This window comes from Paucibacter sediminis, assembly GCF_030254645.1.
In the GTDB taxonomy this organism is placed as follows: Bacteria; Pseudomonadota; Gammaproteobacteria; order Burkholderiales; family Burkholderiaceae_C; genus Paucibacter_B; species Paucibacter_B sediminis.
Map to the genome: position 1 here is coordinate 793,166 of NZ_CP116346.1, position 12,252 is coordinate 805,417.

Below are 12,252 nucleotides of genomic sequence, written 5' to 3' on the forward strand. Positions count from 1 at the left end.
AGAGTTGAGGATACGGCGGCAGGCGCTAGCCGCTAGCCTGCGCGGCATGAAGAGCATCAAGCACAGCCGCGTCCTCCACAAGCTGCGCGATCTGGCAGCGCTGGCGCTGCCGGCACAGCTGCTGCTGCCGGCCTTTCTGCAGACCCTGCACGAGCTGATCCCTTCGCAGCGCAATCTGTTCGACTGGTGCGATGCACTGGGGAGGCTGACGCATTACTACATCGAGGGTCCGGTGGATGAGCGCATTGCGCGCCTGTACTTTGACGAGTTTCACAACCGGCGCGAGGCCGAGGTCATGCTGCCCTTTGCCAGCGCCTTGCGCGGTGCCGCCACCATCCACAGCGCCGGCGAGCTCAATACCAAGGCCTTCTTCAACTCCGCCCTGTACTGGGAGATCTGGCGCCCCCAAGGTCTCAAGTACCGGGTCGAGGCGATCGTGCGCGCGCCCGAGGGCCTGCCGCTGGGCTCGCTGGTGCTGTACCGCGGATCCGGCGAGCCCTGTTTCAGCGCCGAGGAGGAAGCCCTGCTGCCCGCGGCCCTGCCCTATCTGGCCAGGCTGCTGCTGCGCCATGACGATGGAAAAGACGCGTGCAAGGGCGAATGGGTGCCCAGCGCCGAGCCGATCGAGACCCTGCTGCTGGACGACGAGGGGCGGCTGCGCCACGCCAGTGCCGGGGCCATGCGCCTGCTGCTGCTGGCCGGCGATGGCCTGGCAGCCGGCAGCTTCGGCAGGTCGGCGGGCGCCGAGCATGCGGCGCTGATGCGCCTGCGGCAAGCCCTACAGGGGCAGGACGAGGCCGACATCCTGCACGCCAGCGCCAGCGGCCGCTATCGCTTCCGGGCGCTGCGCCTGCACGCCCTGGCGCAAGATGATGCCGGCTGGCTGCAGGTGCAAATCACCCGGCTGGAGCCCGCCAGCCTGGCGCTGGAGCGCCGCCTGCTGGCGCTGCCGCTCTCGCATGGCCAGACCTCGGTGTGCCGCCTGCTGCTGCAGGGCTGCTCGCAACCCGAGGTGGCCAGGCGGCTGGCGGTGGCGCCCAGCACGGTGGCCGACCACACGCGCAAGCTCTACAAAAGCCTCGGCGTGCGCTCGCTGCAGGAACTCAGCGAGCGCGTGCGCAAGCCATGATCACAGCGCCAGCCGATGCGACTGCAGCGCCAGCATGCCGTCGAAGATCAGCGACTCGAGCAGCTCATGCGCAATCTCCAGCGTAGGCGCGACCTTCCAGCCGGCGCCGCCGGTCATGAAGGTATAGGGCTGGTGGCCGGCGCGCTTGGCCAGATGCCGGTGCATGCGTTCGATCGCGCCGGTGATGGCATAGGTGCCGCCGCTGGTGAGCGCGTCCGAGGTGTTGGTGGGGAATTCGCGCACCTCGCCGGTGGGCACGCGCAGGCCGGCGGTGCCGCCCTCGAGCGCGCGCAGCATGATGCCGTGGCCGGGCAGGATCAGCCCGCCGAGGAAATGGCCGCCGGCGTCCAGCGCGTCCACCGTCACCGCCGTGCCCACCATCACCACCAGGGCGGCGCGGTCGCCGCCGCGCTGCAGCACATGCGAGCGTGCCCCGATCAGGGCCACAAAGCGGTCCGCCCCGAGGCGGCCGGGATAGTCATAGCCATTGGTGACGCCGCCGGCATGGGCGCTCGAGACCACCCAGCGCGGTTCCAGATCCCACAGCTCGAGCTGCTCCTCGACGCGCCGGCGCACCGCGTCGCCGGCCACATTGCAGCCCAGCATGCTGTGCGGCGGGGTCAGGTCTTTCCATTCGGCCTCGGCCAACTGGTCGATGTTCTCCAGGAACACCGCGCCATGGGCCAGCAGCACCGCCCCGGGCTGGGGCGAGGCATAGACGGCCCATTTGAGGCGGGTATTGCCGATGTCGATGGCGAGAAAGCTCATGGGAAAAGCGCTGCTGGCGGGGGCGACCCTCGCAGCCTAACAGCAGTTGCGCGCCTCAAGTCGGTGCAGTTCCGGCCGAAATTGCCGTATGGTGGTGCCACGCCACGCTCCGCAACAAAAACCGAGACAAGCCGCGATGATGAAGTCACTCTCGATCTCCACCAAGCTCTGGATTCCGGTCATGGTGATGGCCGTTTTCATGGTGCTGATGACCACGGTTGCCGCCACGCGCACGCGCCATCTGCAGGCCATCGCCAAACAGACCCAGGAGCAGCAGCAGCGCAAGTTCGAGCTGGCGCTGAGCTGGCGCGGCATGACCGAGGCGAATGCCGGGCGCGCGCTCGCGTCGCTGGCGGCCAGCGACAGCAGCGCGGCGGACGCGCTCAAGAGTGACATCGAGGCCACCACCGCGCGCATCTCCGAGCTGCAGAAGGAGCTCGAAGGCATCGCCACCGAGCCCGACGAGAAGGCCGCGATGGCGCGCATCGCCGACACGCGCAAGAGCTATATTGCCGCGCGCGCGGCGGCCACCAAGCTCAAGAGCGAAGGCAATGCCGAGGGCGCCAAGCAGGCGCTGGAGCAGAACGTGCGCCCGGCCATCGCCAGCTACCTCGGCGCGCAGCAGGATTTCGTCAAGCTCGAGAACGCCAAGTCCGACGAGCTGCGCGATGCCGCGGGCGCCGAGCGCATGCGCACGGTCTGGAGCGTGGCCGCGGTGATGGGCCTGATCGTGCTGGTGCTGGCCTTCGTCACGCGCTACCTGATCAAGACCATTTCGGCGCCGCTGCACGAGCTGGTGGTGCAGGCCGAGCAGATCGGCCGCGGCGACCTGAGCGCCAGCATCGCCTCCGACCGCAAGGACGAGATCGGCGATGTGCAGCGCGCCCTCGGCCAGATGAAGGATTCGCTCAACAAGGTGGTGGCCGAGGTGCGCCGCAGCACCGACAGCATCCAGACCGCCAGCGCCGAGATCGCCACCGGCAACACCGACCTGAGCCAGCGCACCGAGCAGACCGCCTCCAATCTGCAGCAGGCCGCCAGCTCGATGAGCCAGCTCACCGGCACGGTGCGCCAGAGCGCCGAGAGCGCCGCCACCGCCAACCAGCTCGCCAGCAGCGCCGCCCAGGTGGCGCAGCGCGGCGGCCAGGTGGTGGGTCAGGTGGTGAGCACCATGGACGAGATCAACAGCAGCTCGAAGAAGATCGGCGACATCATCGGCGTGATCGACGGCATCGCCTTCCAGACCAATATCCTCGCCCTCAATGCGGCGGTGGAAGCTGCGCGTGCCGGCGAGCAGGGCCGCGGCTTCGCGGTGGTGGCCAGCGAGGTGCGTTCGCTGGCCCAGCGCAGTGCCGAGGCGGCCAAGGAGATCAAGACCCTGATCGGCGCCAGCGTGGAACGCGTGGAGGCCGGCGCACGCCTGGTACAGGACGCCGGCACCACGATGGAGGAGATCGTCGCCAGCGTCGGCCGCGTCAGCGACATCATCGGCGAGATCTCGGCCAGCACCGTCGAGCAGAGCGAGGGCATCGGCTCGGTGAACGGCGCGGTGGTGCAGCTGGACCAGATGACGCAGCAGAACGCCGCCTTGGTGGAAGAAAGCGCCGCAGCGGCCGAGTCACTGAAGGACCAGGCCGTCAAGCTGGCCGGGCTGGTGAGCAGCTTCAAGCTCAGCGGTGGCGAGAGCGCGGTGGCCGCGCCGCGTGCCCCCAGCTACGCCGCACCGTCCCCGATGGCGAAAAAGCCGGCGCCCAAGGCGGCTGCCGGCATCAAGCCGGCCGCGCCCAGGCCGCCAGCCTCGGCCAAGCCGGCCGCGCCGCGCCCCGCACCGGCGCCCGCGCCCAGCGCTGGCACCGAGCACGACTGGGAGAGCTTCTAAGAGCGTGCGTCCTCAGGGGGCGGCGGCGGCCTGCGGCTGCGCATGGAAGGTCTTGCTGACGATCTTCCACTCGCCGGCGATCTTGAGCAGGGCCATGTGGTCCACAAAGCGCATGGTCGGATAGTCCAGCACCACCTTGGCCAGCGCGGCATCGCCGCTGAGGTCGAGGATTTCAACGCTGCGCCGGCGCTGCGCCTCGTCGGCGGCGGGCTTGCCGCCGAAGCGGGCGGCGTACTGCTCCACGCTCCATGCAATCGGCTGGCCATTGAGTTGGCCGACGATGCGGGCATCGGCGGCAAAGGCCTTGCGCATCCAGTCGGCCTCGCCGCTCTCGTGGGCGCGCAGATAGTTCTGCAGGGGCACGCGCACGGCGTCCAGTTCGTGGCCCTGGGCCAAGGCGTTGCTGCTCATCAGGCATGCTCCAAAAAATAGTAGAAGGGCTTGCTTCACGAATTCCCCCGCTGAGCTTGAGACGGCGCGGCACGGCCCCGCAGCAGGGCGGGCAGCTGGGCCCAGGGCAGGCGGGTGACGCGCCCCCCGCCGGCGGCGGCCCAGGCATTCAGCAGCGCCGGCGCCAGCGAGGGCACGCCTTTCTCGCCCGCGCCGCTGGGATGCTCGGCGCCGGGGCGCAGGTGCACGTGCACCGCGGGCATCTCGCTGTGGCGCAGCAGGGGGTAGGCGTCGAAGTTGCGCGCCTGCGGCCGGCCGTCCACATAGCGCAGCTCGGCCAGCATGCCCGAGAGCGCCCAGGCCACCCCGCCCTCGAACTGCGCGCGCACCTGGTCGGGCGCCACCACCAGGCCGCAGTCCACCGCCACGTCCACCCGCTCTATGCCCCAGCCCTGCGGGCCGCGCGCCAGGCTCACCAGGTGCGCGACAAACACGCCATAGGGCGCACCGCGCTCCTCGTCCTGCTCCTGGAAGACGGCCAGGCCCTGGGCCCGGCCGGGGCGCGGCGGCCATTGCCAGTCGCCCGCCGCCAGCACCGCCTCGAGCACGCGGCGCATGCGCGGGGCCTGCAAGAGGCCCAGGCGAAAGCGCGCCGGGTCGGCGCCGGCGCGCTCGGCCAGCGCGTCGATACCCTGCTCCTGCACCAGGCAGTTGGCCACATGGCCGATGCCGCGCCAGATGCCGCAGGGGATGGCCGTGCGCACGCCGCCGCTCTCGGTATGCAGCGCCGCCACGCGGTAGGCCTGCATGGCGAGGCCGGCGTGGGATAGATAGTCCTGGTCGGGCGGCAGCTGCTGATCGCTGCCGTACCAGGGCAGCACCGCCGCCGCCACGGCCTGGTGGCGCCAGGCCGCGATCGTGCCGTCGGGGGCCAGCTGGGCGAACAGGCGATGCTCGCTGGCGGGGCGCACCGGATCGCTGGCGAACTCGTCCGCGCGGCTGTAGAGCGCATGCCAGTCCTGCGCCGGGCGGCCGGCCTCGCGCCAGGCCAGGATCAGGCGCTCCAGCGCATCGTGGTATTGCTTGCGGCCGAAGCCGCCGCCCAGCCAGCATTTGCGCAAGCCATAGTCCTCGGCCTCGCCGCCCAGCAGGCGCTGCAGGCTGCGCCGCGCGCCGGCCGGGCTTTGTGTGGCCAGCCAGGCCTCGGCACTGGCGCCGCGCCACACCGCCGCCGGCGGCTCCAGCGTGGCATGGGCCAAGAAGGGCATTTGGAATTGCAGGCTGATGCTGCGCGCCGGATCGGGCGCGGGCCAGTCGGCGCCGGCGCGCTGCTGCTCAAACAGAGGGCGCCGCCAGCGCGCCGCAAAGGCGCGCTGCAGCGCGGCGTTGTCGTTGGGCGCCGGGTCGCTGCGGCGCAGCTGCACGCGCAGCGCGTCGCGCGCCTGCCAGGCCGACCAGGTATCGGCCGCCAGCACCGCCACCGCCGTCGGGCCGGCCAGCAGGCGCACCCCGGCCGGCGCGCGCTGCACGCGCACGACGCTGTAGCCATGCGGCGGGATCCAGAAGGCCAGGGCCTGGCTGTGCGCGGCCGCGGCATCGACGCCGTAGACGGCGCGGCCGCGCAGCTTCTCGGCCATGTCCAGGCGCGGCAGCACCGCACCCAACGGCGGCAGGCCGGGGCGCAGCGGCGGCGCGGCGATCTGCGGCTCACGCAGCTGCGCCCACAGCTGCCGATAGTCCAGCGCGCCGGCCGGGCCATGCACGGCACCATCGGCGCAGCGCAGGGCCGCGGGCGGCAGGGCCCAATGGCGGCCCGCGGCCTCCAGCAAGGCCTGGCGCAGCAGTGCACCGGCCTGGCGGTAGACCAGGAACTGGCTGTGCAGGCTGTCGCTGGCGCTGGTGCCCTGGCGCTTGATGGCGGCGGGGATGTCGGCATGTTCGATGCGCAGCTGCGCCCAGGGCAGGTCCAGCTCCCAGGCCAGCAGCTGGGCCAGGCCGCTGGCAACCCCCTGGCCCATCTCGGAACGGGCGATGCGCAGGCGCAGGCCCTGCACCGGGTCGATCAGCAGCAACGGATGCAGCAACGGGCCGGGCAGCTGATCCTCGGCATGGCCGCTGCGCCACAGCAGGGTGCCGCTGGCCGACAGCCCCAGCAGGATGGTGCCGCGCAGCAGGTCGCGGCGGCTCAGGCCGCTCATGGCGCCGCCTCCTGGGTCAGCGGGCCGGGCCCCGGCCGCGCCGTGCCCGGCGCCAGCAGGCCCAGCTCGGCCGCCGCGTCCAGCACCGCCCGGCGTATGCGCAGGTAGCTGCCGCAGCGGCACAGATTGCCCTCCATGGCGGCGATCACATCGGCCTCGCTGATCGGGCGCCCCTGCGCCAGCAGGGCGGCGGCACTCATGATCTGGCCGGTCTGGCAATAGCCGCACTGGGCCACCTGGTGGCGCTCCCAGCTGCGCAGCAGCGGATGCTCGAGGGCCTGTGCCGCCAGCCCCTCGATGGTGCTGACCTGCTGGCCCCGCAGCGCCCCCACCGGCACCTGGCAGGCGCGCGCCGCGGCGCCGTCGATATGCACCGTGCAGGCGCCGCAAAGGCCGGCGCCGCAGCCGAACTTGCTGCCCCTGAGCCCGCCCACATCGCGCAGAAACCACAGCAGCGGCATCCCTGCATCCACCTCGCCGCGCAGCGGCGCGCCATTCACCTGCAACTCCACCATCACCTTGCCCACGCTCGCCTCCCGAATTGAAGGCCCCCAGCCTAGGGTGCACGGCGGCCCGCGTGACGAGGCTTGTGACCAGCGCCCGGGCGCTGGGACGAGCGGCTGGGCCCTGGGACGAATGGCGAATGGCTGGGCGCGCGGCCTGCCTTACCATGCGCGGCCATGCACAACGCATCCCCTGCCATCTCGCTTGAGACCCCGTGGATAGACACGCGGCTGTACGCCTTGCTGCTGCGCGGCCGGGTATGGCCGGTGGCCTTGGCCCTGTTCGCCGCCACCGCGCTCTACTGTGCCGCCAGCCGCCTGCTGCATGGCAGCCGGTTGGACTGGGGCCATTGCGCCCTGCCCTGGGCGGCGGCCGTCAGCCTGCCCTGGGTGGCGGCCTGGGTGCTGGCGCGGCGCGGCTGGCGCCCGGCCCGGCGTGGCGCCCTGTGGGCCTGGGCAGCGGCGCTGGCCGCGCTGGCCTGGGCCGGCCGCCTCGGGCTGGAATGCCTGCTGCTGGGCTTTGACGCCGGCACCGCGCTGCGCGACAGCTTCGCCGCCCTCTCCACCTGGCCGGTGGCGACGCTGGCCTATGCGCTGATCCTGCATTGGCGCGGCCCGCCCGCACCGGCGCCGCTGCCGGCCGCCGCAGCTCCGGCCTTGATCGAGCTGCCGCAGAGCCCGGGCGAACGCCTGGCCTGGCCCGAGGTGGAGGCGGTGCTGGCGGCGGGCAACTATGTGGAGCTGTGCGTGCGCGGCCGGCGCCACCTGCTGCGCAGCACCATGGCCGACACCGAGGCCTTGCTGGCGCCCATGCCCGGCAGCGCTTTTGTGCGCATCCACCGCACCGTGCTGGTCAATCTGGCCGCGGTGCAGGGCCTGACGCGCGCGCCCGGCGCCGCGCTGACGGTGCTGATGCGCGACGGCAGCCAGCACCCGGTGAGCCGGCGCCGCCAGGCCGAGCTGGAAGCCGCCTGGCAGCGGCATCGATCAGCCAGCGCCGCCCCCGCCAACCCTCATCACGACAGCCGCTTCTGCATGAACACGCTCAGCGGGTCGTCGCGGTAGCTGCCGAACGGGCCGCGGCGCGTATAACCCAGCGCCGCGTAGAAGGCCAGCGCCTCGGGCTGGAAGGGCCCGGTTTCGAGCTTGAGCTGGGCGCAGCCGCGTGCCAGCGCGGCCGCCTCGAGGGCGGCCAGCAAGCGCCGCGCCAGGCCCTGGCCACGGCAGGCCGGGCTCACGAACATGCGCTTGAGCTCGCCATAAGCGGAGCCCAGCACCACCGCGCCACAGCCGACGGCCCGCCCGGCGGCATCGCGCGCCACCGCGAACAGCACGTTTGCCTGCCGCAGCGCGGCCAGGTCCAGCGCATGGCGGCTCTCCGGCGGATAGAGCCGGTCCTGGTAGGCATCGAGCTCGGCGATCAGCGCGATCACCTCGGGCTGATCGGGTGATTCAAAACCGATCGCTGCCGTCATCGCTCAGGCGCTCCTCTGCAGGCCCAGCTCGGCCTGCAGGCCTTGCCAGGCGGCGCTGAGCCCCACCACCTCGCCCACCACCAGGATGGCCGGGCTGGCGAGTTGCTCGCGCAACAGCATGGCGGGCAGCTCGGCCAGGCGGCAGAGCTGCTGGCGCTGGCGCGGCGTGTGCGCCGAGGCGATCGCCGCGGCCGGGGTATGGGCCGGCAGGCCACCGTCGACGAGGGCCTGCACGATAGCCTCGGCGCGCGCCAGGCCCATATAGATCACCAGGGTCAGCCGGCTCTGCGCCAGCGCGGCCCAGTCTGGCGCCACCCCACCCTCACCGTTATGCCCGGTCACCAGGGCCACCCCGGGGGTGCAGCGGCGGTCCGTCACCGGCACGCCGATGCTGGCGGGCGCGGCCAGGCCGGCGCTGATGCCGTTCACCACCTCCACCGCGATGCCGGCAGCCTGCAGCGCGTCCATCTCCTCGCCGCCGCGGCCGAACACAAAGGGGTCGCCGCCCTTCAGGCGCACGACGCGATGGCCGGCGCGCGCCTCGCGGATCATCAGCTCGTGGATGAAGCGCTGCTCGGTGGAGACGCAGCCACCGCGCTTGCCGACGCGCAGCACGCGCGCGGCGGGGTTCGCCAGCGCCAGCACGCGGGCGTCGACCAGGTCGTCGCTGAGGATGACCTCGGCGCCCTGCAGGCGCTTCAGTGCCTTCAGCGTCAGCAGTTCGGGGTCGCCGGGGCCGGCGCCAAGCAGGCAGACGGGGTGGCTTGTGGTCATGGGGAAACCTCCTCGGTTTGGGCGGCCACCAGGCGCCGCAGCGCCGGCAGGCAGGAGCCGCATTGGGTGCCGCAGCGCAGCGCACTTTGCAGGCCCGCCAGGCGTTCGCCCGGCGTGCCGCTGCAATGGCCAAGCTGGCTGCGGATGCTGGCCTCGGACACGTCGAAACAGTTGCAGACCTGGGGGCTGCGCGCGGCGGCGGGCGCCGTCTCCAGCTGCTCGGGCGCGAGCAGCTGGCGGCCCTGATTCGGGTTCGGGGCCACCGGCAGGGCATCGCGCCACAGCGGCAATAACCAGGCGGCGGTGCCGCGCTCGCCCACCAGCAGCAGGGCCTGCAGGCGTGCCTCGGCGCCCTCGCCCTGCAGGCGCAGCAGCCGGCTGCGGCCGCGTTGGCTGTCGGCATAACGCAGCACCCCCATGCCACGCAGGCCCAGCGCCTCGGCCAGGCGTGCCACCAGGGCGGCCGGCGGCGCCTCGGCGCAGGCGGCCTCGAAGCTCAAGCCCTCGCGCCCCTCCGGACCGGCCACCGGCACGCAATGCGCGTAGGCGAACTCGGCCAGCAGGGCGCGCAAACTGGCACGCATCGCCGCGCCCTCGCCGGCGCTGCACCAGGCCGCGCCACTGAGCCGCCAGGGCAGCTCCAGGCGCTGCAACGAGATCGCGGCGTACTTCAGCTCGGGCTGCTTGGAATCGGGGCAGAAGCCCGGCTGGGTGAGCACGTTGACGCCCAGCCCGGCGACGAACTCGCTGCCCCAATGCATGGGCACATAGGCCTGGGCGGGCGCCACGCCGGCATCGGCGCGCAGCGGCAGCGTCAACTCGCCCTGCGCCGAGCGCAGGCGCACCAGATCGCCCTCGGCCAGGCCGCGGCGCGGCAGCTCCTGCGGGTGCAGGCTCAACGCCGGCGCGCCCTCGTGGCCGAACAGGCGCGCCACCACGCCGCTGCGGCTCATGCCATGCCATTGGTCGCGTAGGCGGCCGGTGCTGAGCGCGAGCGGATATTGCGCATTCGCCGGGGCCAGCGGCAGGGCGAACGGCTGGCTGACGAAGCGGGCGCGGCCGTTGGCGGTGGCGAAGCGGCCGTCTTCGTAGAGCCGGGCCCGGCCTTGCAGCGCGCCCTCGGGAAAGGGCCATTGCTGCGGGCCGGCGCGGTCCAGCAGCGCGTAGCTCAGGCCGCTGATGTCGAGGTCGCGGCCACGCGTGGCCTCGCGGTGTTCCAGCCAGAGCTGCTCGGGCCGCTCGTAGCCAAAGCGGCGCGGCAGGCCCAGGCGCTTTTCCAGCGCAGCGGCGATGTCGCTGGCGATCTGCCAATCGGCCCTGGCCTGGCCGGGCGGCGGCACGGCGGCGCGCACGCGCGAGATGCGGCGCTCGCTGTTGGTGACCGTGCCCTCCTTCTCGCCCCAGCTGGCGGCGGGCAGCAGCACGTCGGCATAGGCGGAGGTGGCGGTGTCGGCAAAGGCCTCCTGCAGGATCACCAGCTCGCAACGCTCCAGCGCGCGGCGCACCAGGGCCTGCTCGGGCAGCGACTGGGCCGGGTTGGTGCAGGCAATCCAGAGCGCCTTGATCTCGCCGCGCGCCGCCGCCTCGAACAGTTCCACCGCGGTCTTGCCCGGCTTCTCGGGCAGGGCCTCGACGCGCCAGAGCCGCGCGATCTCGGCGCGGTGTTCGGCATTGGCGGGGTCGCGATGGCCGGGCAGCAGCGTGGCCATGCCGCCGGTCTCGCGCCCGCCCATCGCATTGGGCTGGCCGGTGAGCGAGAACGGCCCGGCACCGGCACGGCCGATCTGGCCGGTGGCCAGGTGCAGATTGATGAGCGCGGTGTTCTTGGCGGTGCCGCTGCTGCTCTGGTTCAGGCCCATGCAGTAGAGCGAGAGGCTGGCGGGCGAGCGGGCAAACCACGCGGCCGCCTGCAGCAGATCGGCCTCGGCAATGCCGCAGACGCGCGCCGCCGCGGCCGGCGTCATGGCACGCACCAAAGCTTTCAGCGCCTCGAAGCCCTCGGTGTGCGCGGCGATGAAGGCCTGGTCTATCCAGCCCTCCCAGATGCAGGCGTGCAGCATGCCGTGGAACAGCGCCACATCGGTGCCGGGCAGGATCTGCAGATGCAGGTCGGCGAACTCGGCGCTCTCGGTGCGGCGCGGATCCACCACGATGATCTTCATGCCGGGCCGCTGCTGGCGGGCGGCCTCGATGCGGCGGAACAGGATGGGGTGGGCCCAGGCCGGATTCGCGCCGGCGATGAAGAGGCAGTCCGCCAGCTCCAGATCCTCGTAGCAGGCCGGCGGCGCATCGGCGCCCAGCGCCTGCTTGTAGCCCACCACCGCCGAGCTCATGCACAGGCGCGAGTTGCTGTCGATATTGTTGGTGCCCACCACCGCGCGCGCCAGCTTGTTGAAGGCGTGGTAGTCCTCGGTGAGCAGCTGGCCCGAGATGTAGAAGCCGATCGCGTCGGGGCCATGTTCGGCGCGGATGGCCGCGAGCCGCGCCGCGATGCGCTCGTTCGCCTCGCCCCAGCCGAGCGCCTCGGGCGCCGCGCCGCGCGCGGGCCGCCAGGCCGGCTGCAACAGCCGGCGCGTCTGCAGCACCATGGGCGTGGCGGTGAGGTGCAGGGTCGATCCCTTGCTGCACAGGCGGCCGAGGTTGGCCGGGTGCTCGGGGTCGCCGCGCACGCCGGTGATGCGGGCGCCCTCGCTCTCGATGATCACCCCACAACCGACGCCGCAGTAGGGGCAGGTGGAGCGTGTCTCGGTCATCTCAGCAAGCCCTGGCGCAGGGCCCCGCCTTGACGGGCTGCAGCTCGATCGCGATGGTGTCGAGCTCATGCTGGTTCAGCAAGACCTGACCCTCTTCAACGCGCACCGTGAAGGTGGGCGTGGCGCCCTCGTCGGGCTCGCGCGCGCAGCCGCTGTCCAGCGCGATGGTCCAGTTGTGCAGGGGGCAGGCGACGGCCTTGCCGAACACGATGCCCTGGCTCAAGGGCCCGGCCTTGTGCGGGCAGCGGTCCAGCAGCGCAAACACCTGGTCGTCGACGGTGCGGAACAGCGCCACTTGCGGCCCCTGGGCGCGCTGCACGCGGCGGGCGCCCAGCACGGGGATGTCGGCCACGGCGCAGATGGTTTTCCAGTCACTCATAAGG

Annotated in this window: 11 protein-coding genes; 3 read left to right on the plus strand and 8 right to left on the minus strand. The window is 72.3% G+C overall.

Annotation, left to right across the window (positions count from 1 at the left end):
- Nucleotides 1-46 precede the first annotated feature (46 nt).
- Nucleotides 47-1,129 (plus strand): helix-turn-helix transcriptional regulator, encoded by a 1,083-nt coding sequence (locus PFX98_RS03655; protein WP_285233822.1) that lies wholly within the window; start codon nucleotides 47-49, stop codon nucleotides 1,127-1,129.
- Here PFX98_RS03655 and PFX98_RS03660 read toward each other — a convergent pair whose 3' ends face one another.
- Nucleotides 1,130-1,897: a type III pantothenate kinase gene (locus tag PFX98_RS03660; RefSeq protein WP_285233823.1), complete on the minus strand. Its 768-nt coding sequence runs from the start codon at nucleotides 1,895-1,897 to the stop codon at nucleotides 1,130-1,132.
- A 139-nt stretch (nucleotides 1,898-2,036) separates the two neighbouring features.
- Here PFX98_RS03660 and PFX98_RS03665 point away from each other — a divergent pair, with 139 nt between their 5' ends.
- On the plus strand, nucleotides 2,037-3,776 hold the full coding sequence (locus tag PFX98_RS03665; RefSeq protein ID WP_285235528.1) for a methyl-accepting chemotaxis protein: 1,740 nt from the start codon (nucleotides 2,037-2,039) through the stop codon (nucleotides 3,774-3,776).
- A gap of 12 nt (nucleotides 3,777-3,788) precedes the next feature.
- Here the strand turns inward: PFX98_RS03665 and PFX98_RS03670 are convergent, their stop codons facing one another.
- Genes PFX98_RS03670 through PFX98_RS03680 form a run of 3 tightly spaced genes read right to left on the minus strand, consistent with a single transcriptional unit; the run spans nucleotide 3,789 to nucleotide 6,891 of the window.
- On the minus strand, nucleotides 3,789-4,187 hold the full coding sequence (locus PFX98_RS03670; protein WP_285233824.1) for a nuclear transport factor 2 family protein: 399 nt from the start codon (nucleotides 4,185-4,187) through the stop codon (nucleotides 3,789-3,791).
- A 35-nt stretch (nucleotides 4,188-4,222) separates the two neighbouring features.
- Nucleotides 4,223-6,364 (minus strand): molybdopterin cofactor-binding domain-containing protein, encoded by a 2,142-nt coding sequence (locus tag PFX98_RS03675; RefSeq protein WP_285233825.1) that lies wholly within the window; start codon nucleotides 6,362-6,364, stop codon nucleotides 4,223-4,225.
- The gene (locus tag PFX98_RS03680; protein WP_342399171.1) at nucleotides 6,361-6,891 is read right to left on the minus strand and encodes a (2Fe-2S)-binding protein; all 531 of its coding nucleotides are present in this window, start codon (nucleotides 6,889-6,891) and stop codon (nucleotides 6,361-6,363) included. The genes PFX98_RS03675 and PFX98_RS03680 overlap by 4 nt, the downstream gene beginning before the upstream one ends.
- 153 nt (nucleotides 6,892-7,044) lie before the next feature.
- Here PFX98_RS03680 and PFX98_RS03685 point away from each other — a divergent pair, with 153 nt between their 5' ends.
- On the plus strand, nucleotides 7,045-7,932 hold the full coding sequence (locus PFX98_RS03685; protein WP_285233826.1) for a LytTR family DNA-binding domain-containing protein: 888 nt from the start codon (nucleotides 7,045-7,047) through the stop codon (nucleotides 7,930-7,932).
- On the opposite strand, the gene PFX98_RS03690 is transcribed toward PFX98_RS03685, so the two are convergent.
- From PFX98_RS03690 to nirD, 4 genes are read right to left on the minus strand one after another with little or no spacing between them, the layout of a single operon-like run.
- Entirely contained in the window at nucleotides 7,884-8,342 is a 459-nt protein-coding gene (locus PFX98_RS03690) for a GNAT family N-acetyltransferase (RefSeq protein ID WP_285233827.1), read from the minus strand. The genes PFX98_RS03685 and PFX98_RS03690 overlap by 49 nt on opposite strands.
- 3 nt (nucleotides 8,343-8,345) lie before the next feature.
- Nucleotides 8,346-9,116 (minus strand): uroporphyrinogen-III C-methyltransferase, encoded by a 771-nt coding sequence (cobA, locus tag PFX98_RS03695; RefSeq protein ID WP_285233828.1) that lies wholly within the window; start codon nucleotides 9,114-9,116, stop codon nucleotides 8,346-8,348.
- Entirely contained in the window at nucleotides 9,113-11,869 is a 2,757-nt protein-coding gene (locus PFX98_RS03700) for a nitrate reductase (RefSeq protein WP_285233829.1), read from the minus strand. Before PFX98_RS03700 ends, cobA begins: the two co-directional genes overlap by 4 nt.
- A 1-nt stretch (nucleotide 11,870) precedes the next feature.
- Complete coding sequence (gene nirD, locus PFX98_RS03705) at nucleotides 11,871-12,248, minus strand: nitrite reductase small subunit NirD (RefSeq protein WP_285233830.1); 378 nt, start codon at nucleotides 12,246-12,248, stop codon at nucleotides 11,871-11,873.
- Nucleotides 12,249-12,252 lie beyond the last annotated feature (4 nt).